The 26043-nt window shown below is 70.4% G+C and carries 19 protein-coding genes; 5 read left to right on the forward strand and 14 right to left on the reverse strand.

What is annotated here, in order from left to right; all coding sequences use genetic code 11:
• Positions 1-168 precede the first annotated feature (168 nt).
• The 5 genes from mobF (at position 169) to BD833_RS10470 (ending at position 10477) form a co-directional block, all read left to right on the forward strand.
• Complete coding sequence (gene mobF / locus BD833_RS10450) at positions 169-5778, forward strand: MobF family relaxase (protein ID WP_243737607.1); 5610 nt, start codon at positions 169-171, stop codon at positions 5776-5778.
• 447 nt (positions 5779-6225) lie between these two features.
• Positions 6226-7119 carry a serine/threonine protein kinase gene (locus tag BD833_RS10455; RefSeq protein ID WP_166533097.1) on the forward strand — a complete coding sequence of 298 codons (894 nt, stop codon included), beginning with the start codon at positions 6226-6228 and terminating at the stop codon, positions 7117-7119.
• A complete protein-coding gene (locus tag BD833_RS10460; RefSeq protein WP_166533098.1) occupies positions 7116-7763 on the forward strand; it encodes an ABC-three component system middle component 2 in 648 nt (215 codons plus the stop codon). Before BD833_RS10455 ends, BD833_RS10460 begins: the two co-directional genes overlap by 4 nt.
• Positions 7763-9868: a hypothetical protein gene (locus BD833_RS10465; protein WP_208092578.1), complete on the forward strand. Its 2106-nt coding sequence runs from the start codon at positions 7763-7765 to the stop codon at positions 9866-9868. The genes BD833_RS10460 and BD833_RS10465 overlap by 1 nt, the downstream gene beginning before the upstream one ends.
• Before the next feature lie 291 nt (positions 9869-10159).
• Positions 10160-10477: a hypothetical protein gene (locus BD833_RS10470; RefSeq protein ID WP_166533099.1), complete on the forward strand. Its 318-nt coding sequence runs from the start codon at positions 10160-10162 to the stop codon at positions 10475-10477.
• A gap of 233 nt (positions 10478-10710) precedes the next feature.
• Here BD833_RS10470 and BD833_RS10475 read toward each other — a convergent pair whose 3' ends face one another.
• From BD833_RS10475 to BD833_RS10540, 14 genes are all read right to left on the reverse strand, one after another.
• Entirely contained in the window at positions 10711-11193 is a 483-nt protein-coding gene (locus BD833_RS10475) for a hypothetical protein (protein ID WP_166533100.1), read from the reverse strand.
• Entirely contained in the window at positions 11190-12713 is a 1524-nt protein-coding gene (locus BD833_RS10480) for a type IV secretory system conjugative DNA transfer family protein (protein WP_166533101.1), read from the reverse strand. The genes BD833_RS10475 and BD833_RS10480 overlap by 4 nt, the downstream gene beginning before the upstream one ends.
• Before the next feature lie 12 nt (positions 12714-12725).
• On the reverse strand, positions 12726-14024 hold the full coding sequence (locus BD833_RS10485; protein ID WP_166533102.1) for a hypothetical protein: 1299 nt from the start codon (positions 14022-14024) through the stop codon (positions 12726-12728).
• Positions 14024-14332: a hypothetical protein gene (locus BD833_RS10490; RefSeq protein ID WP_166533103.1), complete on the reverse strand. Its 309-nt coding sequence runs from the start codon at positions 14330-14332 to the stop codon at positions 14024-14026. Before BD833_RS10490 ends, BD833_RS10485 begins: the two co-directional genes overlap by 1 nt.
• Positions 14329-14949 (reverse strand): conjugal transfer protein, encoded by a 621-nt coding sequence (locus BD833_RS10495; RefSeq protein WP_166533104.1) that lies wholly within the window; start codon positions 14947-14949, stop codon positions 14329-14331. The genes BD833_RS10490 and BD833_RS10495 overlap by 4 nt, the downstream gene beginning before the upstream one ends.
• A complete protein-coding gene (locus BD833_RS10500) occupies positions 14946-16142 on the reverse strand; it encodes a M23 family metallopeptidase (protein WP_243737579.1) in 1197 nt (398 codons plus the stop codon). Before BD833_RS10500 ends, BD833_RS10495 begins: the two co-directional genes overlap by 4 nt.
• A gap of 32 nt (positions 16143-16174) precedes the next feature.
• Positions 16175-17683: an ATP-binding protein gene (locus tag BD833_RS10505; protein ID WP_166533106.1), complete on the reverse strand. Its 1509-nt coding sequence runs from the start codon at positions 17681-17683 to the stop codon at positions 16175-16177.
• On the reverse strand, positions 17680-19194 hold the full coding sequence (locus BD833_RS10510) for an SCO6880 family protein (RefSeq protein WP_166533107.1): 1515 nt from the start codon (positions 19192-19194) through the stop codon (positions 17680-17682). The genes BD833_RS10505 and BD833_RS10510 overlap by 4 nt, the downstream gene beginning before the upstream one ends.
• On the reverse strand, positions 19191-20636 hold the full coding sequence (locus BD833_RS23230) for a hypothetical protein (protein ID WP_279536011.1): 1446 nt from the start codon (positions 20634-20636) through the stop codon (positions 19191-19193). The genes BD833_RS10510 and BD833_RS23230 overlap by 4 nt, the downstream gene beginning before the upstream one ends.
• A gap of 148 nt (positions 20637-20784) precedes the next feature.
• Positions 20785-21528 carry a hypothetical protein gene (locus tag BD833_RS10520; protein ID WP_424945168.1) on the reverse strand — a complete coding sequence of 248 codons (744 nt, stop codon included), beginning with the start codon at positions 21526-21528 and terminating at the stop codon, positions 20785-20787.
• Positions 21529-21590: 62 nt separating this feature from the next.
• On the reverse strand, positions 21591-21941 hold the full coding sequence (locus BD833_RS10525) for a hypothetical protein (RefSeq protein ID WP_166533108.1): 351 nt from the start codon (positions 21939-21941) through the stop codon (positions 21591-21593).
• 26 nt (positions 21942-21967) lie between these two features.
• Positions 21968-23083: a serine/threonine-protein kinase gene (locus BD833_RS10530; protein ID WP_166533109.1), complete on the reverse strand. Its 1116-nt coding sequence runs from the start codon at positions 23081-23083 to the stop codon at positions 21968-21970.
• The gene (locus tag BD833_RS10535; protein ID WP_166533110.1) at positions 23080-23838 is read right to left on the reverse strand and encodes a hypothetical protein; all 759 of its coding nucleotides are present in this window, start codon (positions 23836-23838) and stop codon (positions 23080-23082) included. The genes BD833_RS10530 and BD833_RS10535 overlap by 4 nt, the downstream gene beginning before the upstream one ends.
• Positions 23839-24026: 188 nt before the next feature.
• Entirely contained in the window at positions 24027-26033 is a 2007-nt protein-coding gene (locus tag BD833_RS10540) for a DUF4209 domain-containing protein (protein WP_166533111.1), read from the reverse strand.
• Between the last annotated feature and the right edge of the window lie 10 nt (positions 26034-26043).

The raw sequence follows: 26043 nt of genomic DNA on the forward strand, positions 1-26043 counted from the left end.
CCGCGGCCACACGGCTTCGACTCGTCCCACCGCTCCCCGTCGTCACCCCCGGAGGAGCCGCCCTCAGCACCGCTTGACACAAGAGGAGCGTCATCACGGCCCGCCCCCCCTTATCGATGCTCCGCGAGGCCGGACCGTGGCAGAGGTGCTCGCGACTGTCGGGTCGTGATGACGCTGCACAAGCTCACCGCGGGAGACGGATACACGTACTTGACCCGCCAGGTGGCGGCGCACGACGCCACGACCCGCGGGTTCGACAACCTGGGCGACTACTACACCGAGAAGGGCGAGGCTCCGGGCGTCTGGATGGGACGCGGGCTTGCCGCCGTGCCCGATTTTCCCGTCGGTGATCGGGTCACCGAGGCGCAGATGGTCGCGCTGTTCGGGGAGGGGCGGCACCCGAACGCCGACCAGATCGAGCGCGCTGCGCAGCTGGCTGGCAAGGACCCGCAGGAGGTCGATCAGGCCAGCCGCCTGGGGTCGCCCTACCGCATTCACGAGCAGGCCAACATGTTCCACCGCCGCTCGGCCGGGGCGTTCCGCGACCACAACACCGCGCTCGGTCTGCCCGCCGACACCCCCGTGCCGGCCGAGGAACGGGCCAGCATCCGCACCGAGCTGGCCTCGGCGATGTTCGTCGAAACCTACGGCCGTCCGCCGGTCGACGCCCGCGAGCTGTCCGGTCATCTGGCCCGCATCTCCCGACAGGCGACCACCGCGGTCGCCGGGTACGACCTGACATTCAGCCCGGTCAAGAGCGTCTCCACGCTGTGGGCGATCGCCCCGCCAGAGATCGCAGCCGTCATCGAGCGGTCACACGCCGACGCCGTGGCAGACACCCTGACCTGGTTGGAGGACCACGCCACCTACACCCGCACGGGCCGCAACGGAGTGGCGCAGGTGGAGGTGCGAGGGCTGATCGCGGCAGCATTCACCCACCGCGACTCGCGCGCCGGCGACCCAGATCTGCACACTCACGTGGCCGTCAGCAACAAGGTGCAGACCCGCGACGGGCGGTGGCTGGCGCTGGACGGTCGGCTGCTCTACAAGAACAACGTCAACGCCTCCGAGCGGTACAACACCCGCCTGCAGGCCCTGCTCACTGAACGGCTCGGCGTCCGCTTCGCCGACCGCCGTGGCGCCGATCCGAACAAGCGGCCGGTGCGGGAGATCGTCGGCGTCGACGGCGAGCTGCCCCGGCTCTGGTCGTCGCGGCGGGCGTCGATCGATAGCCGCCGCGCGCAGCTGTCGGCGCAGTTCCAGGCCGATCACGGGCGGCCGCCGACGCCGAAAGAGGCCGTGTCTTTGGCGCAGCGGGCCAATTTGGAGACCCGGCAGCGCAAGCACCAGCCCCGCTCCTACGCCGAACAGCGCGCCGACTGGCGCACCGAGGCGCTGGCGGTGCTGGGCGGGGACAGCGGCCTGCGCGACTACCTCCGCACTGCACTCACCCCCCGCCGCGGACCCGAGGCGAAGCGCCCGACGCGCAGGTGGGTGGACCAGACAGCCCAGCACGTGCTGTCCGCGGTGCAGAGCTCCCGGGCGACCTGGCAGGTGAACCATGTCCGCGCCGAGGCCGAGCGGCAGGCCAGGGCCGCCGCGATCCGGCTGATCGACCTCGACGGAGCCATCGACGCCGTCGTCGACAGAGCGCTGTTCCTGTCGACGCCGTTAAGCAGCCGTGAGCCGGTGGCCGAGCCCGCCGCGCTGCGTCGCTCGGACGGCAGCTCGGTCTACACCGTGGCCGGATCGACGCTGTACACCTCGACCGCGATCCTCACCGCCGAGCGCGACATCCTCGCCGCGGCCGGACGCCGCGACGGACGCGTGGTGCCGGCCGCGGCCGTCGACATCGCGCTGCTGGAGGCCACCGCCAATCGGGTCGAGCTCAACCCCGGCCAGGTGCAGCTGGTCCGCGAGCTGGCCACCTCCGGCGCCCGGGTGCAACTGGCACTGGCCCCGGCTGGCACCGGCAAGACCACCGCCCTGCGTGCGCTGTCCGCGGCATGGCGGGCCGGCGGCGGGAACGTCGTCGGCCTTGCTCCGTCGGCGGCGGCGGCCGCGGTGCTGGGTGAGGAGGTCGGCACCGACACAGACACCCTCGCCAAGCTGATCCACGCACTGGCCACCGGCAACGCCGTCCCGCCCTGGGTCGAGCGCATGGGCCCGGACAGCCTCGTGGTCATCGACGAAGCCGGTATGGCCAGCACTCCCGACCTGGCCCGGGCGATCGCATTCGTCACCGAGGCCGGCGGGTCGGTCCGGCTGATAGGCGACGACCAGCAGCTGGCCGCGATCGGCGCCGGCGGAGTGCTGCGCGACATCGCCGCCACCCACGGCGCGGTCACCCTCTCGCAGGTCCTGCGCTTCACCGACCCCGACACCGGCGCTCCCGACCACGCCGAAGGCGCCGCGTCCCTGGCACTGCGCGACGGCGACCCGGCCGCCCTTGCCTACTACATCGATCACGGACGGGTGCACGTCGGCGATCTGGCTACCGTCACCGACGACGCCTACACCGCCTGGTCGACCGACCGGGCAGTCGGCCGCGACGCCATCATGCTGGCGCCCACCCGCGAGCTGGTCGCCGAACTGAACACCCGCGCCCGCCGCGACCGCCTCGCCCAGCAGAACGGGCCGGTCGGACCCCAAGTCACCCTCGCCGACGCCTCGCAGGCATCCGCCGGCGACGCGGTCATCACCCGCCGCAACGAGCGCACCCTTCCGATCAGCGCGACCGACTGGGTCAAGAACGGCGATCGGTTCACGGTCGCCGCCGTCCACGACACCGGCGCCCTCGACGTCGTCCACCAGCGCACCGGACGGCGCCTCACCCTGCCTGCCGACTACGTCACCGACCACGTCGGCCTCGGCTACGCCACCACCGTCCACGGCGCACAAGGCCTCACCGCCGACACCTGCTACACCGTCGCCACCGGCGAGGAGTCCCGCCAGCTCCTCTACGTCGCCCTCACCCGCGGCAGGCACGCCAACCACCTCTTCCTCACCACCGCGGGGGACGGCGACCCGCACAGCGTGATCACCCGCGACGCGCTGCTGCCGCCCACCGCCGTCGACGTCTTGACTCGTGTGCTCACTCGCGACGGCTCCCCGACCTCGGCCACGAGCCAGGCCCGCGCGCTGGCCGATCCCGCCGCTCTGCTTGCTTGTGCTGCAGATCGGTACTACGACGCGCTTAATACCGCCGCGGAGGACCGCCTTGGCCGGGATGCCCTCGAGGCCATCGACACCGCCGCCGACGTGGCGATGCCCGGCCTGGCCACGCAGGCGGCTTACCCCGTCCTGCGCGCGCACCTGGCGCTGTGCGCCGTTTCCGGTCGTGATCCCTCCGATGTCCTCCGGCGGGCCCTGGCTTCGGATCGAGGTCTGGACGACGCCCGCGATGTGGCTGCGGTCCTGGACTGGCGTGTCGACCCCACCGGGCGCCACTCGGCCGGGACCGGCCCCCTGCCGTGGCTGCCCGGCCTTCCGAAGGCGCTCGGCGACGACCTCGAGTGGGGCCCCTACCTCGCCAACTTCGCCGACCAGGTCAGCTCACCGGCCGTCGACGTCGCCGCCCGTGCACGCGCCTGGACCCCCACCAGCGCTCCCGCGTGGGCGCTTCCACTCATCGACCGCGATCCCCAGCTGGTCGCCGATCTCGCCGTCTGGCGCACCGCCCACGGCGTTGACGACGCCGACCGCCGTCCCACTGGCCCGGCGCTGCCGCGCGCCGCTGGCGCCCGGGCCCAGCGGGCGCTTGACGACCGCGTCACGCGGCTGCTCGGCGACGGGCGCGCGCTCACCGCGCGCTGGGCGCCGCTGGTCGACAGCATCGACCCACGCATCGCTGGCGACTCCTACTGGCCGGTCCTGGCCGAGCGGCTCGCCGCCGCCGACCGCGCCGGCATCGACATCACCGCGCTCACCCGGGCCGTCGCCGCCGAACGTCCCCTGCCGGACGAGCAACCCGCCGCCGCGCTGTGGTGGCGACTGTGCGGGCACCTTTCCCCCGCCGCGATGACCGCCACCGGCACCTCCGTCTCCGAGGCGCTGCGCCCGGACTGGAGCCCCGTCCTGGCGGACGTCGTCGGCCCCGCAGCCGCCGAGCGGGTGGTCGCCGACCCAGCCTGGCCCGCGCTGGTCGCCGCCGTCACCTCTGCCGGCGACGCCGGCTGGCAGCCCGACCAGGTGCTGTCCACAGCCCATGACCTGCTGCGCGCCGGTCATCCCGACGACGACCAACTGCGCCCGGACGAGTTGGCCACCGCCCTGGCGTGGCGCGTCGGCGTACTCATCGACCCGGCGTCCGTCGCACGCGCCCACGCACCGACGTCGTCGTCCGACCTCGAACACCTGCCCACAGCCGACGGAGTTGCCGACGACGACTGGCTGGCCAGCCTCGTCGAACCCGACGACACCGAACCTCTCCACGAGGAGCTGGACGGCGACGACCCAGCCACTGCCGAGCACCTCGTCTCGACAGGACTCAACAATCGCACTGCCGACGCCAGTCGCCCACCCCAAGCCGAGAGGGCTGACGAAGGAGGCACCAGAGTTGACCGAGAGCGCCTCCTAGAGCTCAACCAGCAGGCAGCCGACTTCTTCACCACCCGCTACCGCGGTTCTTGGGCACCGGCCTACCTCACCGACCGGCTCGGCACCGACTTGACGGGAGACGACCGGTTCACCGTCGGCTACGCCCCCGACAGCTGGACCGCGCTGACCAGCCACCTGCGCCGCCTCGGCGCCACCGACGCCGAGATCGTCGCCGCCGGCCTGAGCAGCTACGCCTCCACCGGCCGGGTCATCGACCGCTTCCGCGACCGGCTCGTCTTCGCCATCCGCGACGGCGACGAGATCCACGGCTGGATCGGCCGCCGAAACCCCGCGCACAACGAGGACGGGGACCACGCCGTCCCGAAGTACCTCAACACCGCCGAGACCGACCTGTTCACCAAGGGCCACGAGCTGTACGGCCTGACCGAAGGCGCCACGGCCCTGGTCGCAGGCGCCGTCCCGGTCCTCGTCGAGGGCCCCCTCGACGCACTGGCAGTCACCCTCGCCGGCGACGGCGATTACGTCGGCATCGCCCCACTGGGCACCGCCTTCACCGACGCACAGGCCGACGCGCTACGCCCATTCCTCGGCGACGGAAAGCCTGGCGTCATCGTCGCCACGGACGCCGACCGGGCCGGACAGCAGGCCGCCCAGCGCATCTTCTGGCAGCTCACCGTCCGTGGCGACGATCCCCGTCACCTCGTCATCCCGACCGGCAAGGACCCCGCCGAGCTGCTGCAGACGGCCGGCGCCACCGGTCTGCGTCAGGCCCTCATGGCCTCCCCCAGTCTGGCCAGCGCGCTCATCGACGCCCGTGTCGCCGTCTACGCCGACCGGCTGGACACCGTCGAAAGCCAGGTGCACGCCGCTCGACGCGCGGCAGAGGTCATCGCCGCCGTCCCGGCGACGAGTTGGCCGGCGCACCTCACCCACGTGGTGGCCAGCACCGGCATCGCGCCGGACATCGCGCTGTGCGAAGTCTTCGCCGCCGATCGGGCTCGGACAGAGAATGCTCAAGTTCCGGCCCGGACAGTGTCGCCCGACCGGCTGCCCGAGCCGGCCGCTGACCCGGGGATGGATCCCCCCGTCCGCGTGAGGTCCGCAGCGGATACAGGGCCGGAAGCGCTGGCCAACAGCGTGCAGGCAGCTCAGCGGGCTGCATCCGCAGGCCGGCGCCCTCGGCCCTCAGTTCGGCCGCGGCCTCATCAACGGTTGTGACACCGTGAGCAGGCAGGCGCCGCACGACGTCTCCACCACCCGCACCAACTACGCCGACACGCACTACGTGACGTAGACCCCGGTCGTGCTGCGCACCAACAGTCGCCGAAGTCGAGCCTGACACCGCGCCTGTACCTCCGAGAAGTCGAGCGTGCACCGACAAGGCTCGAAGCTTGGTCCCCGTACGTGCGCATGATCTGATCGTCCCCAGAATTGTCCGCCAGGCGCGACGCAAGCAAGTCGGTCTGGCGTCAGGTGTGGCAACGGGGGAACCTAGTGACGACGAACGACGTCGCCGTAGCGACACCACCTGCTCTCGGGGTGCCTGCGGGCGAGGCGCGCATCAACTTCGCGGCCCATCAGGTACGCGGAGGACCGCACGGCGCTCGGGAAGACTTCGAGAGGATGGTTGGGCAGCTGGTCCGCGCTGTCCGACCAGGTGCCCGAATGATTGCCGCCAACCCCGGAGACTGGGGCATCGACGTGCTGGTCGGGGACCTAGCCGGATCCGTCGTCGTATGGCAGTCCAAGTTTTTCATGCCAGAGGTCAGCAAGGACCATCAGGGGCAGATTCGAGAGTCCTTCGAGTCAGCCATGAAGCACGCCACCGATCACGCATTCACGATCACTCAATGGGTCCTTTGTGTCCCATCCAGCATGGATGGCCCGACCGCGAAGTGGTGGGACGGCTGGAAGAAGAGGAAGTCGCGAGAGTACTCCGTGATCATCGAGCTCTGGGACGAGACTGAGCTGAATGGATTGCTGATCTCTCCCGACGCAGCCTCTGTGCGTCGACACTTCTACGAACCGATGACGCTCAACCCAGCTACCGCCGCTGCAGCAGCGATCATCGAACTCGGGACGGAAGAGTCCGCCCGGTTGGACACCGCACTATTTGTCCGTCAACTACGAGAAGCTGGGCACGTTGAGGTCGACGGGTCCAAGCGCCAGTTTTTCAATGCCGAACTCATGGCCCGGGAAGTGGCCGATAAAGGCGTTGCCAGCGAGGTGGCGGCTTTGTCTCATGCGGACGCGCTGGTGCATTCCTTGTGGGAGGAGCACTTCAACGAAGCCTGTCGTCGGCAAGGCGACCCGCGTCTGCCGGGTCTGCATAAGACCGTCATGGGCGACATCAGGGCACAGCATGCAACCGTCGGCGCAGGCCTTGCTGCAGGTTCGATCCATACCAGCGGCCTGATGCACCGTGTTGTCGACGCACGACGTGCAGGCTGGATCCGGGAGTGGCGATCCGTGGCTGGCGACCACAAGCCCTCCGAGAGCACATCTCAGACGGATGCCACACGTGAAGAACCGACGTCCGCCTCCGGTTCTGCAACGTGACCGACTACGAAGCGCTGCCGGACGAGCGGAACAACCACAAGGTGGTTGTCATTCCCGAGGACGACGCTGTCTTCCGCCTGGCCCAGATGCTCCTACTGATGGACTCTCTTGACCGTCTCAGCCAGTCCGGCACCACGCTGGAACGGCTAGGTTGTTACGACTTTCTCGTCGCGAACCCGATGCTCGTCCTTATCGAGGAGGACGACGTCGACCGAAAGCGTCTACTAATGGCAGGCTTCGACGGGCGGGCCCTTAGCTACGCCAGTCCGGCTCACCGATTCACCACCCGGCGCGAACGGCTGCAACACGACCTTGCTTTGCTCGTGGCCTACGGATTAGTGCAGCCTACCGCAAACAAGGGCATCCTTTATCTCATAACGGACGACGGCCGGGCACTTGCTCGGAGACTTTCGGCCGTCTATGCAGGCTCCTACCGCCTGTCCGCAGATATTCTTTTACGCCGACTGTCCAAGCTGTCTGACAAGCGGCTTCGGGATTCCATGACGACCTGGACGACGGTTCGGTATGAGTCGCCGCGACCGGAAGCTCTCAGTCTTCTCGACGCAATAGATCTCTTTGAGTCCCAGTTCACGACCGAACGTCCCCTGAGGCCCGCTGGGGCTGAAGGCCCGAAAGGCCAATGATGAGCGACGCTCAATACGCCATTGATGGCGACGCCCCCAGGACCGACGGGCAGGGCCAATCAGCGATCCTGACCCCCAACGTGAAGGACTCGCCCCCAACCCATCGAGGCATTCGGGTGCTGCGGCTTCGCCTCAAGGGCACTGATCGTGACTACGACGTGGACTTCCGGGCGCCCGCCCCGCAGTCCGGTCCACGCGCACTCTCGGTTATCGCCGGCGCATTTAGCACCGGGAAATCGTCCGTCCTTGAGTTTGTGGCCTACTGCTTGGGCGGCGCGCAGCATCCACAGCATCCGGAAATCCTGCGCAAAGTTCGTTCTGCGCAGCTCGAGGTTGAGCTGGCTGGAACACCCCACGTAATCGAACGTGCGGTAGGCGAACCCTCGGCCGCAGCTTTCGTCCGACCCGGCCGCCTCGGGGAAATCGATACACCGCCCCTAGAGCGGCGCCTCATCCGGCCTCCCGGCGATCCAGGCAGTCTGTCGAGCCTACTTCTGTCCTACTGCGGCCTCGAGGGCGTGGAGCTCCGCGAGGCTCCTACGCAGGCGGAATCCAAGACCGATCCCATGAGTATCCGCGACCTCATGTGGCTCTGCTTCATGCCGAATGAGCGGCTCGATGACAAGAGCCTGCTCTTCGAGGGATCTCCCATGAAGAGTCTCAAGCTCCGACAGGTCGTTGACGTGATCTTCGGTATTCACGATGACAAAGCAGTCGAACTCGGCCGGCGCGTGAAGGAGCTGGAGACCCGCCTTAGTCAAGCGCGTTCAGAACTCGCGACAGCGCAGGCATTCGTGGACGAGCAGGACATGGGCAGCCGCATCACCGTGGAATTGATGCGAAGCGAGGCAGAACGTGCTGCGAAAGCATCCGACCTCGCACTGAGGGAACTTGACTTACAGATTCGCGCCGCTACTGGATTCGCCAGCCAGCTGCGCAATGAGCATCGCAGCGCGGCAGTCCGTGCTCAACGAGCGGCCGCACTGCTCCGTGACCGCGAAACACAGGTTCAGCGCCTCGTGCCGTTGCGGGCGCAGTATGCAGCCGACATATCCAAGCTGACTTTGCTCGCTGAAGCCCGTACACTGTTCGACCCGCTCGAAGTCAAGGTCTGTCCTGCCTGCCTGACCCCACTCACTCGGACGCCACACATCGCAAACGGCCACTGCTCGCTGTGCTCTTCTGTTCTTCCCGTTGCCAGCCCCCCGCAGGCATCGACCGGGCAGGGCTCGGATATGGCGGTTGACGACCCGGGCGCCACCACGCCCGCTTTCGATGTGTCTGTTGAGTTGCGAGCCACGAAGTCACGCTTGGCTGAATTGACACGGTACGTCGAGGACCTAGACGCTTCTCTGGATCAGCTTCGTGCCACGGCGGCCGCGACCAGTTCCGAGGAAGCTGAACTTGCACGCACCGTCGACACCGCGACCAACAGGGCCGTAAGCCCTTTCCTGTCTCAGCGGGACGACTTGATGCGGCGCAGGCAGGATGCCGCGAACCTATTGGAACGGGCACGGTCCGCTCTCCGGATGCTCGACAGTCTCGACCGGCGGGCGGTAGCCGTGACCCGTCAAGAGAACGCCCTTCGAGTCTTGCGGGGCGAGTTGGAGGGAGTCTCAGCGCCAGCTGATCGGAGGGACGTCGTGCAACGCATCAGTCATCGATATGCCGACATCCTCCGTACGTGGAATTACCCCAAGCAAGAGCAGGCCTTCGTGGACAACAATCTGGTTCCACACATGCGTGGCTCTGAATACAAGGTCGCATCGTCCGGAGGGCGCACGCTCATCTCCTTGGCTTGGATCCTTGCCATCTTTGAGATCGCCTACGAATCGGGTAGCGCCCACCCAGGCTTTCTGATGATCGATAGCCCTCAGAAAAATCTAGGACAAGACAGCGATCGCGACTCAGAGTTCGCTGACAGCGTTGCAGTTGCTGACTTCTACAGGCATTTGCACGACTGGCTACGAGGCGATGGTTCGGGTGCGCAAATTCTGGTGGTCGACAACGCTCCACCACAGACTGTCGATGACGACGTAGTAGTCCGCTTCTCTCGGCGATCAGATCAGCCCCCGTACGGGCTCGTTGAGGACGAAGTCGGCTGACGTCTGCTTTCGTGTCAAGTGGGCCCGCAGTCATATCGTGCGCAACCATTGCTGCCGGAGGTCCACAAGGCAGCTACTCACACCTGTGCATACAGTTGCTGGCCGCGTCTCACTTTCCCGCCGTTGTCGACTTCTTCGTGTGGCCTTCCACGCTGCGACGGACGGGTGTCCCACCGTGCCAGTAGGAGCAGCACGCAGGGTCTGACGGTTCAGCTGATGTACCCTGACGTGGCGCGCTCGCACTGGCGAGCGGCAGAGCCAGACCGCTTTGGCGGTCGGAAGGGCACACTCATGCGGGTCTTGTTCGTCTCGGTCAACCAGAGCTACGAGTCGTCCATGTCGATGTCCCAACTCGCCCGCTGTGCGGAGCGGGCGTGGCCCATCAGTCTGCCGAAGGCCCAGTCGTGCGACCGGGTAGTCGCTGTCTTCCACGAAAGGCCACTTGCCTCGTGGGAGGCCCACGGCGCCTACCTCACCGACGAGGTCTACTCGACCACCGGTGGGGACCGCGCCCGGGTCGGCGTGGTGCTCGGTGACCCGGTGCCACTCCGGCCGGAGTACTTCACCACGCCGGCCCTGCGCCGGGGCGTCGCGGTGATCGAGTTCTGACCACCAAGCGCGGAACATCCCGCGCGTGACCCCAAGGGCGCCGGGAACGAGCCATGGCAGATGGCTCGTTCCCGGCGTCATCTCTAGCGGTCTTCACGCTGCATCCTGTGCCGACCGGCCGTACGCGACTGTGGCCTGCGGGGCAGCACCCTCTGGCCATGTCGCCGGGGCTACGTCTTTTCGGGCCTTTGTCCGCCCATTTCCTCGCGGTGAGCCGCTGGCGCCGACGCTGCTCATAGAGGGGAGTCGTCGAGGAAGGCGGTGTAGCGGCTTTCGGCGGGCCAGTCCTGGTGCCGGCCGGTGCGGCAGGTGCTCTCTCCGAGCCGTTGGGCCATGCGGTCGCAGAACATCGGGAAGGCGTAGCGATTCCATTCCTCCACCAGTTGGGGACCTGCTGCGTTCTCTGCTTCCCACCGCAGCACCGCCAGCACCGGCAGCTCCCGGGCGATGTGGGCGTGATGGCACCAGCAGGCCGGGACCATTTGCGCGGGCCGCCACGCGTACTCGTGATTGATCCATGCGACGACGTCGCCACACCAACTCCACACCGCTGCGCTGAGCTCGCCGCTGCACCTGGCTGGCTCCCAGGGGCGCTCCAGGTCAGCCGCGCCGTCCGCATGAGCCACTCCCCCACGATCACTTCGACGGGCGGCTTCTAGAAGCTCGAGCGAACGCAGCACCGGGAAGGGGGGCGCCGGGAACGGCAGGACGATCACCAGGACCGTGCCTCCGGCTGCGCGGACGGTGAGTCGGCCGGGTCGACGTGCCGGCTGGGGACGAGCCGGTGATCACGGGCGTAGGCCAGCGCGGCAGCCGTGCGCTGCTCGACGTCGACGTCGACGGTGTCGGTGCGGGCGCGGGTGACACGCGCGCGGGCGGCGTCGAGCTCGGTCGTGAGCTGCTGACCGGCTTTGCCGTCGAGGCAGCGCCGCAGCCGGGCGATGATCGGCGGCGCGGTGCCTGCGACGACGAGAGCGTGCCGCTCAGGGATGCGACGGATGTCGCCGGGGCGCAACACCCGCACGTCCTCACCGGAGCGGGACGTGCCGATGCCGCCGGGCCCGTCGGTGACGGTCCGCCGGCTGATCCGCACGTCGTCGAGCAGGTCGGACAACTCGCGGTAGAAGTGGACGTCCTTGCCGCCGCCGAAGATGACGAGGTTGTTGGTGAGCCCGAACAGCGAGCGGGCCTCGTCCTCGCCGTACGAGACGACCATCTGTTTCCAGGTCTGGGCGGCGTAGATGAACGACAGCCCGAGCGCGCGCTCGTTGGCCATCCGCACCCGCAGAGTCGGCAGCGGCGTGGTGGACGGCAGTTCGTCGAGACACGCCAGGAAGGACGGCGTCAGCCGCCCGTGCGGCGAGGTGGTGGCGACGTGCAGGGCGGTGTCGAGGACGTTCTCGGCGACTGCGGTCATCAGCGGCGCCGCCGAGGCGTAGGGGTCCTCCCGGCCGAGTAGGTACACCGTTCCCTGCCGGGCGATCAGGTCGGCCAGATCGGTCGTCGGCCGCCCGCGCGAAGGCACGCAGCGAGCTCTGATGTCCGGCTGGAAGAACAGCGCCATCGCTTGCTGGACCGTGGTCACCGTGTTGCCAACGGTGTCCGGGCTGCCGTGCAGTGCGCCGATCAGCAGCCCGTCCCAGAACCGAGCCGCGTGCGGATGCTGCTGCAGGATCCCGGCGGGCTGCTCGGCGGCGACCGGGTTGGCTACCCACTCAAGGACGTGCTCCAGGGTGCGGCCGGTGAGTGCCGCCGCGTGCAGGAATCCCTGCAGAACCTTGGCGGTCTCCGCGGCGTAGAACCGGGCGGCGTTGTCCTGCCGGCCTCCGCTGACCGCGCCGGCGACGGTGCCGGCGGCGAACGCCTTGGCTCGTCGCTCGGCGATCCGAGGATCGACGCAGCCGGCGACCGGATCCCACACCAGCTCCGGCAGCCCCGGGGCGGCGCCGAAAGGATCGAGGACCGCGACCGGGCGCGGCGGCTCGCCGGGGCCAGCGGGCCGTTGCCGTCGTTCGGCGGTCAGCAGCAGGTCGTCGACCTTGGTCAGCGTCGCCAGCCCGGCGCCACGGTGGGCCAGCAGGGCGGGAGCGAGCAGGTCGAGGGTCTTGCCGGACCCCTGCTCGCCGTAGACGCCGGTGGTCCGGTCGTAGCGGCACCACAGCTCCACCCCGTGCGGCTGGGAGGAGCGCCCCAGCCGCCAGCCGACGTCGGTCGGATCGAACCCTGACGTGAGCATCCGACTCCCCTTTCAGCGTGCCCGGCCGGGGCTGGGCCGCTGGGCTCGCGCCGACTGCAGCTGCTGGTGGGCCTGCTGAATGGCCACGCTGAGCGCGACCGGCGTCTGCGGGTCGTCGAGCAGCGCCCGATTCGCCGCCCAGGCCCGGCGCGGAAAGCCCGCCGTCGCGCGGGCATCCGGATCGGCTGCCCGGTCGGCGACGGCGAGGGAGAGCAGCCGGGCGTTGTGCAGGGCGCCGGCGACCGGTTGCAGGTCGGTGGCGTTGACGCGGACCAGCCCGCCGGGCTGATATCCGCGCAGGTAGGCGGCGACCCGCTCGTCGCGCGGTGGCACGTCGCGGGCGTAGGCAATCAGGGATCCGTTGTCGGCCCAGGATCGGACGGTGCGGTACAGCAGCTGCGTGGCAAGAGTGGGCAGGTGCTGGGCCGCGGACGTGACTGATGCGCGCAAGGACGCCGTCCAGGTGGCCGGGTCACGTTCGGCAGAGCGGAGGGCGGCATGGAGTCGACCGGCCGCGGTGACGCCGGATGGTGCGTGCTGGTGGAAGTGGCGGCTGCCGTCGTCGTACGGACGCAGGGATGCTCGGACGGCGCGCCAGGCGTCCGCCGCCGGCGTCTGAACTGCGAGTGGTGGCGCGTCGGTGGAGCCGAGGCGCTCCGCGGCTGAGCTGAGTGTCTGGGCGGCGATCGTGTAGGCCAGGACCTCGGTGACCGACGGCGGATCATTGGCGCGGGCCGTGGCCTGGAGAAGGACGCCGATGGCGTCGGGGACCACGCGTGCCGGATCCGCGGACGTAACGACCGCGGATCCTGGAACGGGACGGTCGAGAATGGCGACGTCGGCACGGTTCGGCGGTTGCAGCGCGGCTGTCTGCTGGACCAGGGCCGCCTGTCGCTCGACCTCTGTGTGCCACTGCGTCGCCGGACCGGCAGGCAGGCGGTGGGCGACCACCGCGGCCAGCGGCGTCACTGTCTCGGCCACGGCGGTGGCGACGGCCCACCGGCTGGTCACGGAGGTGTGGTCGTAGAGGACGCCGACGGTGTCAGCTGCGGCTGCCGCCAAACGAGTCAACGCCGACTCTGTTGCTGGAGCCCGGACGCCGAGCTCGGTGCAGGCAGCAGCCAGGGCGGCGACCTGCTGTTCGCGGCGATCGCCGGCAAGCGGGGATACGCCGTCGTGGCGCAGGTGGGCCAATGCCCGACCCAAGTGGCCCAATGCGGTGCCTGCATCGGCGCGCGCGGCTGCGCTGTCGTCCGTGATCCGCGCTGTTTCGGCGAGGGCGTCGAGCAGCTGCCCGAGCGAGGTAGCCATCAGCGTGGCGCACGCAGCGCTCGGTGGCCGTGCTGAGCGGCGGCGAGGACGTCGGGGTGCGCGAAATCAGCGGCAGGCAGATTGCCGAGGATGCGCAGCGCCTGCTCGACGAGCCGGTCGGGGTCGGTGGCGTCGGCCGTCGCGGGTACCGGGGCGCTGGGCGCGCGCAGGGCGGTGGCGGCGGCAAGGCAGTGCAGCTGCGCCGTCGGCCCCGCCTGGTCGTTGCGGGAAGCGGCGGCGAACAGTGCTGCAGCCTCGGCGCGGGCGGCCAGCAGATCGAAGTTCAGGCCGTCGTCGGTCGAGCTCATCGAGGGTTCTCCTTCACAGTGCGGACGGGTGATGCCTGGGTCGACGGTGCTGGGGAGGTCGATCGCGAAGTGGTGCTCGGGACGGATCTGTGGGTACGCCCGCGGATCGCGTCGCCGCCTGTGGATAGGAGGCGATGACGGCGTCCTCGGCTGCCTCCGGACGGGTAGCGGTCCGGGCGGATGACCGCTCGCCCGGCGCGCAGCTGGCGCAACCCGAGGGCTTGCTCGGCCTCCCTGCGGGTGGCCATGCCGCCGCGGGCGTCGCCCGGGCGGCGGTAGCGGGTGACCAGGACAGCGGCGAGGACTGCGGCGGTCAGCAAGACGAGCTCGGCGGCGGCAACGCACGCGTACACCGGGATGGGCCCCGCGACCTGACGCAGTTGGTCGGGCGGCAGGCCGCGGCCAGGGTCGCCGTGCAGCAGTCCGCCGAGGACATGGGTGATCGTCTCGGTGCCCTTCGGCCACACCCAGCCACCGCCCCACAACGCCGAGGCGACTCCGAGACCAACCAGGGCTGCCAGTGCGACAGCGATCAGGGCGCCGCCGACTGCGGCGACGGCCCATTCGGATCCTCGGGCGATCGGCTGCGGATCGCGGCGCCGGAACGGCGTGGTCACGCGCCGGCCCCGGCTCGGTGGTGGATGTGCACGTCTTGATTTCCTCTCTGCCGGTCAGCCCCGGCGACGGTGGCGGCGCGCAGGTCGACGCCGTGGTCGGCCAGCCACGGCACGGGATCGACGGACGCGCCGTCGAGGCGAACCTCGAGGTGCAGGTGGACGCCGGTGCTGTTGCCGGTGGACCCCTGGAAGCCGAGCAGCGCCCCGGCGCTGACGCGCTGGCCGGCGGTAGCGGTGTAGGCCGACAGGTGTGCGTAGCGGGTGGTCACCCCGCCGCCGTGGTCGAGTTCGACGAGGTTGCCGTAGCCGGTCAGGCTCAGGCTTCCGTCGCGGTCGCAGTAGGCGCTGGTGCACGCGGCGGTGACCACGGTGCCGTCGGCGGAGGCGTAGACCGGGGTGTCGCGCGATCCGGCGATGTCGACCCCGGCGTGCAGGGCGCCTCCACGGGGCCCGTAGCCGGAGGTGACGGTGCCGGCGGTGGGCCGGATCCACGACCCAGCAGCCACCGGCAGGCCCGGGCAGACGCCGGCCACCGCGCTGCCCGGGGCGGCCGCGGTCGCCTGGGCGGCCGGCCACAGCACGGCCGTCAGCTCGCGGGCGAGCGGCTCCCAGTGGGCGTAGGCGCCTCCATAGGCCGAGACCTGCACGGCCTGTGCGGCCTGAGTGAGCGGGATGGCCCGCCAGTCGGGCACGGCCACGAGCCGGCGGTAGAAGGCCTCGGCGGCGTAGACGGGGTCCATCAGCTGGGCGACGGTGCCCCAGCCGGCGATCCAGCGCTGTTGGAAGGTGTTGACGCTGTCGTGGTCGGAGCCGAGCCCGTCATGCGGAAAGTTCAAGCTGGTTGCGGTCACGGCGGCTTGGTCGGCGGTGAGTTCGGGGCTGCTGCCGTCGTTGGCCAGCATCCGGATTCGCGACTCCTGGTACGCGGTGGCCAGCGCCACGGTGGCCGCGTACGGGTCGAGTCCTTGTACCGAGGCGACGGTCACGATGGTCTGTGCGTGGCCCATCTGGACGGCGTCCAGCTCGGTGCCGGCGACCGTGCTGCCGGTGCCGCCGATCGAGCAGGACGACGACGCCGTCGCCGTCGACGCCTCCGGTGCGGCGAGAACCGCGAGAGGGATCAGCAGCAGCGTCAATACGCCGAACACCGGGACAGCGACGGGAGCGGCGGCCTTCCACAGCCATCGCTTCACGTACGCCTTAGCCAGTCCTTCGACAGTCCCGCTCACGCCGGACGTCCGGCGGTGAGGGCCTCGTTGGTGTCGGTCAGGGCCAGCTCGGGCGCCGTGAGGACGGTCTGCACCTTGAAGGCTCGGTCGCCGACCAGCCAGAGGGCACGGCCCTTGCCGGCGATCGCCCAGCCGGTGACCACCCGCTGGGCGATCGGGGTCAGCCCGAGCATGGTGGCGAGCTCGTCGGCGACGGCCTGGTCCTGGCCGTGCAGCACCTTGACGTCGCACAGGTGCAGCAGGTCGCGGGCGATGGCCACCGCCTGAGAAGAGGCGTCGCCGGCGGTGAGCATGTCCGAGGGCTTGTGCGCGAGCAGGATCTGCACGTCGGCGTCGCGGCGGGACAGCCGCAGGTTGGCGTCCAGGCTCTTCATCGCCTCGGCACCGAGGCGCATCTGCCGCCAGGTCTCGTCGCGGATGACGATGCGGAGGTCGCCTGGGTCGGCGATCTCGCGCATGGCTTGTCCCCAGGAGTTCAGGCAGGTCAGTGCGATGCCGACGGCCTGGTCACCGAGCGGCTCGAGGCGGGACAGCGACAGGGATTGGATGGGCGCGCGCCAGTCGACCTCGATCGACGTGTGGTCGTCGAACAGCCCGGCCAACGAGCCCTTGACGAGGGAGCCGAGGGCATCGCGCAGGGTTCGGGTGGCGTCGAGGAAGTGCCGCCGGTCGGCGTAGCGGCATGAGGCGACGAGGTCGTCGGCGGGTTCGTCCAGGGCTTGCCACAGCTGCGGGATGGTGGGCTCGGTCAGCCGGGTGGCTCCCCTGCGGTAGCCGGTGAGCAGTCGCAGCGCCTCGCCGACGGCGGTCTCCTCCACCGGGCCGAAGGGCACGTTCTGGGAGCCGACCAGGCCACGGATCAGCACCAGCCAGCGGGCGAACACGATCGCCTCGCGGCGGCGGGCCTCGGCGGCGTCGAGCCGGTCCCAGCCGTGGCCGAGCGGACCGAAGGCCAGCGGGTTGACCCGGGCGGACAGTCCGTGGCCGATGACGAACGGCTCCACGCCCAGCGCGCGGCACAGCGGCTCGTACTCGTCCTTGGTGTCGCCCAGGATCAGCGTGCGGTAGCCGTACGCCAGCATCCGCAACGCGAAAGCCTTGACGGTGGCCGACTTACCGCGGCCGGGCTTACCGAAGACCACGACGTTCGGGTTGGTGACCGGGATGTCGTCGTCGGTGACCCAGCCGACCGGATCGCAGTAGAACGCCCCGCCCGACAACAGGTCGATGCCCATCTGCGCGCCCGTAGGCGGTAGCCCGCTGCTGGCGATCAACGGCCACACCACCGGCGTCTGCTCCGACGTCATCCGCCACACCGACAGCGGCGCGGTCGCCGCCGCCCGCCCCAGGCCTCGCCCACGCGGCCCACGGCGGGGCACGAACTCGATGAACGGCCCGCGCTCTCGTCGCCCCGCCTCCACGGCGGGGACGGCGGGGAGCCGGTGACCGAAGTCGTCGAGCAGGACGGCGACGTCCCGGCCCCGGCGGGAGCCGCGGCGGTTCATCGTCGCCCCCTGCGGTCGGGCAGCCCGACGCCGAGGGGAATGGCGGCAGCGGCGAAGCCGGAGTCCTGCGCCAGGTCCAGCCGCAACGGCACGAAGCCGGCAGCACGGACCGACGCCGCGAGCCGGCGGCCGTGCTCGTCCACCGGCCAGGTGGCCGGGACGGTGATGCAAGCCGCGACAGCGGGACGGACGAGCGCCCGCCCGGCCGCCAGCTTTTCATCGGCGGCACCGATCCGCTCGGTGTCCCGTCGCTGCCGGGCCCGCTGACGGAAGCCCATACGGGCGCGCAGCTCGTTACCGGTAGTGGCGCTCATCTCCTCTCGGCCCACCATGCGGGTGGCCCGGTCCAGCGGCAGCGGGGCGAGGAACACCGTCAGGCAGCGCCGCTCCCCCGCCGTCGTCGGCACCAGCACCGGAGCCAATGCACCGAGCACAGCCCCGGAGTCGGGCAGCAGGATCGTGTCGGTGACCGACGCCCACGCGTCGTGCACGTAGTGCCGTAGCTCGGCGCGAGCCTGGGAGGGTCCGGCGGCGGCCATCGGCACCCCGGTCGCCAGCTGGGCGCCGTTGGCGGCGGCCAGGTCGGCGGCGATCAGTTGGCCACGGTCGCCGGGCGCGAAGCCGGTGCGTACCGCGGCAGCCAGTGCCGCCGAGTCCAGCCAGGTGACGGCGGTGCAACCGACCGGGCCGCGCAGCGCACTCTCGACCTCGGCCATCACCCCGTGCAGCACCCGGGCGCGGCCGTCCACCCCGCCGCCGCTCTCCTTCGCAGCCCGCCCGATCCGGCTCTCGCCGACGACGACGGTCACGAAGGCCTCGGTGCGCACCGCAGCCGGAGTGAGGGTGGCACCCAGCAGCGCATTCACCCGGACGGCCAGAAAAGCGGCGTCGGAACGGGTGTGGGCTCGTTCCCACGCGGCGCGCTCGGCACCGTCGTCGGGCACCGTGCGCACCTGCACGGCCAGGACGTCGATCAGTTCGGTGCGCGCGGCGATCTCGCACATTTCGGCCAGGCCGGCCCCCATCCGGTCCCGCTCGCCCGGCTCGGCCAGGCCGATGCCGGGATGGTTGATCCGCGCCACGGCCGCCCACGTACGCGCCGCGGAGTTCTGCACGATCACCGGGCGGGTGAACAGTTGCCCATAGGGCGGTCCGTCGTGAGTGCGGATGCCGGCGAGCACTCCAGGCAGGTCCGCCTCGGACAGGTCCTCGGCCGTCCCGGACGCGGCTCGAGAGCCGAACACCGTCCAGCCCGTCGCACCTCCGATCGCGTGCAGGCAAAGGTCGGCGAACCAGCGGCCCGCGGCCCGCCCCCGGACGGGGACCAACAGCACGGCGGCCAGCAGCGCCCACACCGGCAGCCACACCAGCAGCAGGCCCCACGTCTGCGCGTTGAGGGCCAACAGCGCCGGTACGCCGGCGAGGGTGACCAGGGCCAGCTGGGCACCGGTCATGCCGAGGAACCAGCCGGAGACGTCGCGGGAGTAGTCGCCGTAGCGGACAGCGTTCATCGGGCGTCGTCCTGGCCCTGGCCGATCGGATCGCTCTCGCCGGGCCGGTCAGGGGCTAATCCGTCGAGGCGTTCGGCGGGCCAGGCCGCAGGCGGGCCGTCCGCGAGGTGCTGGGCTTGCCCGTTCTCGACCGGTCTTGTCGGCATTGTTCCGCCGTCAGGACGACGCTCCCGGCCATGCCCGCCTCCGGTCGCCGTCCCTCCGGCGGAGCCGTTGCCGCGCGCCGGTACCCGGGCGGGCACCGGCTGCCCGTAGTAGGGGTGGGAGTGCCCGACTCCGGCGCCCGACAGCACGTCGGACGCCGAGGCGGCCACCCCCGCGGCCAGTCGGCCGGCCGTGGAGGTGCCCGTGGTCAGCGCACGCAGCGCGCCGGCGAAGCGCCCGCTGGTCGCCACGTCCGCGGTCGACTCGCCCTGCGCGCGGTCACCGGCCAGCTGCGCCGCGGCACCTGAGGCAGCCACACCACCGGATGCCGCACCCGCCGCCGCGGTGGCCACGGCCGCACGCCCGCCACCAGCCTTCTGCAGCGCGCCCATGACTCCACCGGACGCGGCCAGCGACGAGCGCAACGACGCCCCACTCGACGTGCCCGGGTCGACGAAAGCCAGCAGCCGGAACAGCGCCAGCGGACAGATGGCTCCGAGCAGGATGAGCAGACAGCCCACCACCGCCATACCGATCGCGGCCTCGGTGCTCGTCTCCTCAGCTCCGGTGAGGATGCCCTCGGTGATCGTCACTCCGACGCCGAGGACGAGCACAGCGACGGGCGCAACCAACAGCGCGGCGAGGAACCAGCGCAGGCTCCGCCAGAACCACGTACTCGACGTCTGCACCAGCAGTCCTCCTGCCGAGATCGCCGAGGTCGCGGCCAGCACGATCAGCGCCGCCTCGCGGACCAGCATCAGCAGCAGGTAGCCCACGCTGGCCGGCACCAGCAGGAAGATCGAGCTGACCCCCAACACGGTCGCGACCGTGCCGTCGACCAGGTCGCGGCTCACGCTGATCGACGGGTCGAAGGCGGCCATGGTGTCGATGTCCAGCAGGCTGCGCAGCAGGGCGGTGGTCAGCCCCGAGACGCCGGTGACCAGCAGCGCCGCCACCCCGACGTAGCCGGCCCAGACCAACCCGAACTGCACCAGCCCGATCAGCAGCCGGCCCAGCGTCTGCCCGTCCCGGCGCACCGCCGCGACGCCCAGCTGGACCATCGCCATCATCGCGGCCACGGTCGCGCCGATGCCGAACGTCACCGGATAGACCGCGGCCAGGGGTCCGCCGGCCGACAGATCCGGGGTGGCCAGGGCGTCGATCACTGAGAACGCCAAACCCAGCAGCCACAGCCCGGCCTCCCACAGCGACAACATGGCGTTGACCCAGACGTCTTCGACCACGGCGCCCGCTGCTTCGCCGATCACGCAGAACGGGTTGAGCGGCAGGCAGGGCATCGAGCCGCCCACCCCTGGAACCGCCGGGAACGCCACCACGGTGGAGTCAGCTGCAGCTGAACCTGTGGACAACCAGCAGATCACCAGCGACAGAAGGAGGACCGCTCCCAGCCTGCGCCCCCAGCCGCTACGCCCTCCGCGTCGCTGCTCAGACATAGCGCAGGTCCCGGTAGCCGGCTGCGATGGCCGCGTCAGTGCCCGGCCAGACCGAAGGCGCCGGCGCCGGCTCCTCCCCCGGTCCGATGACCCACCGGTCCCCGACCCAGGCCATGCGCTGGCAATCGGCGATCGCGATCCGGGAGGTCTGCTCCACGGTGACGGTGAACTCAAAGTTCACGCACACCACGGCGAAGTCCTCGCCCACCGTGCCCTTGATCAGCCCCATCACCGGACGGACGACGATCGCCAGCTGCGGCGACCCCGCACCGGACAGGCCCGCTGCAGACAACAGGCTGGCCATGCCGTCCACCCCGGACCACGTCTCTGGCGTCGGCCCGCCCAGAGCGGCCCACTCCGCGATTACCCGTCGCACGCCGTCCATCGAGCCGCTCTGCATCGCCGTCACGTCGATCGCCGCCAACTGCGCCAGCGCGCCCTCCGGAGTTCGCGGAAAGCCGGTGGGCACGTCCGCCGGGCCAACGCCGGTGGCGCGCGGCAGCTCGAGGACGCCCGCAGCCTGCCTCGACACCGGGCCAGGCAGCGCGTCATCCGGGTCGGCGGTGGGCATCGGCGCGGCGGCCAGCGCATCGTGACGCGACATGTCCCGGGAGGGAGCTGCAGCCTGTCGTGCGGCGTCCCTCTCGTCCGGCTCCTCCTTGAGCCATCCGACAACTGCCAGGACCAGGCCGGCCACCACCGCCAGCGCCACCAGCGCGCTGACGACGAGCGCCACAAGCAGACGTGCCGAACTCCACTCTGGCGCACCGCTCCCCTGGACGTCGGGACGGCGGCGCATCAGGTGCACCCACTACCGGTGATGGAGTCGAGGATGACCAGGATGACCGTGTAGGTGATCGCCACCATCACGACCACCGCGACGCCCATCGCCCCGAAGCGGGAGGCATGCGGATGAGAGAACAACCGGCCCACCAGGACCGAACCCAGCGACACGACCGCGGCGACGCCGATCAACGCGAGTACTCCCCACTTCACCCACGCCGTCACCTGATCGGCGAAGACCTGCACGCCCGGCGGCGCCTCCGGGCAGACCGCCGCGCCCAGCTCCACCTGCGCCGCGTTGGCAGGCCACGCGGTCAGCACAATCAGGCCCGCAGCGACGAGCGCGACCGTCGAGGCCGCTCGCACCGCTGCTGGCGCGGTCCTCTGGCGGTTCACCGTGCGTCCTCCGCGGCCCCTAGCTGGGACGAAGCCGCCCGGTGGCTCAGGCGACGCGGCGGTGGCACGGCCGGCACCAACAGCGCGACCAGCGACCGGCCAGCCGCCTCGACTGCCTTAGGCAGCCGGTCCTCGGTGAGACCCGCAGCCTGCAGTCCTCGGTCGACAGCAACTCGGATCACCCGTCCCCTCGACCGCAGCTGACTGAGCCGCGGACCGCAGCTGGCATTAACCGCCTGCGGCCAGCGCGCTGGCCCCACGACCGCGACCACGACCGGCTGGTCGGTCAGCTGGCTCAGCGCGTGCTCGGCCAGTCGCACCCCGGGCACAGTCGGCCGGCAGACGACAACGGTGCGCGTGCGGTCGGCGGCCAGTCCGGCAAGGTCCTCCGGAGCAGCCAGGCCTAGATCTAGGACGGTGACCGCCGGTTCCTCGCTGATCGGGAGGACCGGCCATGTGCCTGGCTCCACGTCCGCGAGCCGGCGGTCGATCGTGACGCGGCCGCGGGAGCCACGACGCCAGGCGCCGGTGGCGTCGGCGCCCAGCTCCGCCGACGCCGCGGCGATCAGCCCCGACCGGCAGGGATGCGAAGTCTCGACAAGGTGCACCCTCCGGTCGGTGGCTGCAACGGCGTCGCTGATGGCTACGGCCACCGTGGAGGCGCCGGCGCCGGCGTGTGCCGCTACGACCGTGATCCAGTCGGCCGCCAGGGCGTTGATGTCACCCCCGCGCGGGACGGCTGCGGGCGCTCTGTCACCCCTGCTTGCGCCTCTCCGCGGCGCTCTGTCACCCCTGCCAGCCGACGGCTCGCGGGGTATCTCCTCTCGAGCCGGGAGCGCCGCGCTGTCCCCGTCCAGCCATGTGCGGGGCGGCGATAAGACCGGTACGTCCGCCGCCGATGCGGAGTCCTCGGACACGGAGGGCACGTGGAGAGGCGGCGCCGCCGCCAGCCCTCGTGCGGCGACTCGCGGACGACGGGCACGCAGCTCGCGGAAAGCCTGCTGGATCTCCGCAACGGACAGCAGTCGCTCGTCGGAGTCCACGTCGCCGCCATTGGCTACACGACCCGTCACAACGCCGGCTTCATCGACGTCCTGCAGCAGTGCGCTCACGCGACGGCCGCCAGGTACTGGGGAGCCACGCCGCGCAGGGCGGTCAGGGTCCGGTTCCGCCGGCGGTACAAGGTGCGCGTCGTGATGCCGTGCGCGGCGGCGACGTTCTGGTCCGCGCGCCGGTGCTGACGGTCGCGGCTGCACTCGGTGGCGATGAGCAGTGCGACGTCCCCCGCATCGACGCCTGAACGCACCGCCCACTGCAGCAGGTCGACGACGTCGAGGTCCTCCCCCTCCTCGCAGGCGTTGGCAGCTGCAATCCGACCGATGTCGCCCGTGGCTGTCAGGACCTCGACCCTGTCGGGGTGGTAACGGCTGCTGAGGCGGAGGTCCGCGAGCACCGCCCGCCGGGTCTCGGCGCGCAGGTTCGCCGCGATCGCCCGAGGCCGGCGTCGCCATGGGTAGCGGCGGATCTGGCAGGTGAGTTCGCCGACGACCACGGCGAGGATGTCGGGGTTCAGGTCTGCGAGCTGCCTGGCCATCGTGTGCGCCAGTCCGCTGAAAAGGTGAAGGGTCAGCAGCAGCGCGTCGTCGTCGCGGCCGCCGTCCACAGCGGCCAGCCGCAGGAGCGCGGCGAGCACGGCGTCGCGGCGGTCGTCCGCGCCGTCCTCCTCCCAGACGGCGAGCAGGTCATGGGCGCTGCTCAGCCCGGCGAAGGCCGGCTCGGTGGCTGCCCAACGGACGAGGATGGCGTCGCCATCCAGGCGCGCGGCGAGCGCCGGCCAGCTGCCGACGATGGTGGGGTCGTAGAACATGCGTGAGTCCTCCGGCATCGGTGTGATGCCGTCGACGCTCCGCAGAGACGTTCAACGAGCCGTCACCCTCGGCCGGGGAGACCGGGCTGTCACCCCCGCGTGAGGGACACCGCGCTGTCACCCCCGCGTGAGGGACACCGCCCTGGTGCGCTCGTGGTCCCGCACCCGCACGTCGGCGACTTTGCGTGTCACTGACGCTCTCGGGCTGCTCCGGCCGGCGGTGGTCCGTGGACCGAAGAGTCCGCAGATGTCGCCGGCGACCCCAGACCTGTGGGCGGCTCGGCCTCCGCCAGCGTTTCGGGCCTTTCTGGCTGGGCCGGATCTTCCTGCTCGGCCCCTTCTGCTGAGTCGACCGGCTGACTGCCCGTCGACGGGTCGGTCTGGGGTATCCGGGAGAGCCAGACTGGTACGACCGCAAGCCTCAGGGCAAGCCACCAGGCGTAAAGGGCGTAAGCGCTCCAAGCCTGTCCGTCAGTGAGCAGGCCGTGGGCCACGTGGTTGCGAAGATTGGCACCCTGCTGCTCGACCAGCAAGGCACGCAGTTCGAACGCCAGCGACTCGCCCAGCACCGCCGTCGCCTCGGGCATACCGAGGAGGGCTCCCAGTCCCTTCTCGGATTCCACCCCGTTGTCCGGGTCGACCACCAGGGTGTAGGCCCCGGCAGCGCGCAATTGCAGGCGGACGACTTGCTCCAGTTGGGGCACGAGAAGCGCGATCGCGGAAGGGAAGTCGCCGTTCAGGCCATGGTGTAGCCCTCGGGCCCACAGATCGACGTGCCCGGCAGGGACAGTCGGCGAGTCCAGGCAGAGGCGCTGCAGCGTGTCCAAGGCAAAGCGGTGCTCGGCCTGAAGAACCCCCAGAGCCGGCATGAGCACGCCGACGGCGCTCATCTCGACACGTATGCCGAAGTCCCGCACGAGAGCGGCATCCAGGTCGTCCTCTACGTCACCAATGCCGCCGCCGACGGCGACCTTTCGGCCGTCACCGGCCAGGGTCATGCGACTGAACAGGCGACTCAAGCTCTCCGCGAGTTGGTCGCGGACGGCGGCGCTGGCCGTGGGAACGTCGGTGAGCGGCAGCAGAGTGCAGAAGCGCGCCAACGCCTCGAACCTTTCGTGACCGGACACCTGGCGCCTGGCTTGCTGAGCTGATGTGGTCAGGTCAACCGGATCAGAGTCGACTGCCGTCATCAGCTCAAGTGACAGCCGTCTCGTCGCGGCTAACTCCCGCCGGAGTTCATCGACGCGATCGTCCAGGCCGCCGGAGGCCCGACGGGCGCGTGGGATCTGCATCAGCCGGGCGATGGCCTGCTCGTACAAGGTTCCTGCCACGAACGCGCCGGAGTCGTCCCCGGACATGCGGTCTGTAGCTTCGGCGACGTAGGACTCGGCGATGCGAGCCTGCGCGGTCCAAGCTGCGTCCTGGTCCCCGGCGAGCACACACCACGCGCTGGCCTCGTCGTCGAGGTGACGGGCTAGGCGACGATTCCTCTGGGTCACCTCGGCGGCTAGGGCCGACAGGTGGGTCGAGACCTCGAGTGGGTCCGGGCGCAGCCGTGACCGCAGCGACCGCAGCAGCTCGGACAGCTTCACGGTCATGAAGGCGTCGGCAGTCGTGGTAGCCAGCAGGCGGTCGGCCAGCTTTTCGGTCATCTCCCGGGCTCGGTCCCGCTCAGCAGTCCCACGACGCAGGATCAACTCCAGGGCCCGGATCCAAGACTCCTCTCCCACGCTGAACCACGTGTGGGAGTCGAGGGGGACAGCTCGGTAAGCGTCTACGGCTAGGTGCAACAGGTCCACCCGACTCCGCTCGCCGTAGGTCCAGCAAACATCGGCGACGCGTGCCCGCAAGGTCGTGTGCTCGATCAGGGGCGCCACGCGGGTCAGGAGCTCGAGTTGGTCGACGGTCAAGTCAGCGGGCACCAGTGACCGGCGGCCCTCCCAGCGCATGGCCGGCTCGAACGGATCTGACCAATTGTCGGCCGCCAGCATCGCCGATGCGCTGGTGGCCAGTGCTTGCAAGACCTGCTGCTGGAGGGAGCCCTCCGGTGCTTGCCGCGCCGCGGCGGCCAACTCGGAGAACCACAGTTCTGGCTGCTCCAGGTCAGCTGTGTCGCCCATCGCCGTCGCGGCGTCGGACCACCACGACGCGTCGATTTCTTCCGGAGCGTCCGGCACGCCGGCCTGGTCAACCATGGTCCCCGTC

Origin of the sequence: Blastococcus xanthinilyticus (assembly GCF_008124835.1) — a bacterium.
GTDB classification, from domain to species: Bacteria; Actinomycetota; Actinomycetes; order Mycobacteriales; family Geodermatophilaceae; genus Blastococcus; species Blastococcus xanthinilyticus.

Coding starts and splice junctions, on each gene's coding strand:
- BD833_RS10470 (WP_166533099.1), top strand. CDS start 10,160: ATGCGGGTCTTGTTCGTCTCGGTCAACCAGAGCTACGAGTCGTCCATG.
- mobF (WP_243737607.1), top strand. CDS start 169: ATGACGCTGCACAAGCTCACCGCGGGAGACGGATACACGTACTTGACC.
- BD833_RS10540 (WP_166533111.1), bottom strand. CDS start 26,033: ATGGTTGACCAGGCCGGCGTGCCGGACGCTCCGGAAGAAATCGACGCG.
- BD833_RS10485 (WP_166533102.1), bottom strand. CDS start 14,024: ATGGCTACCTCGCTCGGGCAGCTGCTCGACGCCCTCGCCGAAACAGCG.
- BD833_RS10535 (WP_166533110.1), bottom strand. CDS start 23,838: ATGTTCTACGACCCCACCATCGTCGGCAGCTGGCCGGCGCTCGCCGCG.
- BD833_RS23230 (WP_279536011.1), bottom strand. CDS start 20,636: ATGCCCTGCCTGCCGCTCAACCCGTTCTGCGTGATCGGCGAAGCAGCG.
- BD833_RS10510 (WP_166533107.1), bottom strand. CDS start 19,194: ATGAACGCTGTCCGCTACGGCGACTACTCCCGCGACGTCTCCGGCTGG.
- BD833_RS10465 (WP_208092578.1), top strand. CDS start 7,763: ATGAGCGACGCTCAATACGCCATTGATGGCGACGCCCCCAGGACCGAC.
- BD833_RS10490 (WP_166533103.1), bottom strand. CDS start 14,332: ATGAGCTCGACCGACGACGGCCTGAACTTCGATCTGCTGGCCGCCCGC.
- BD833_RS10505 (WP_166533106.1), bottom strand. CDS start 17,683: ATGAACCGCCGCGGCTCCCGCCGGGGCCGGGACGTCGCCGTCCTGCTC.
- BD833_RS10480 (WP_166533101.1), bottom strand. CDS start 12,713: ATGCTCACGTCAGGGTTCGATCCGACCGACGTCGGCTGGCGGCTGGGG.
- BD833_RS10455 (WP_166533097.1), top strand. CDS start 6,226: ATGATTGCCGCCAACCCCGGAGACTGGGGCATCGACGTGCTGGTCGGG.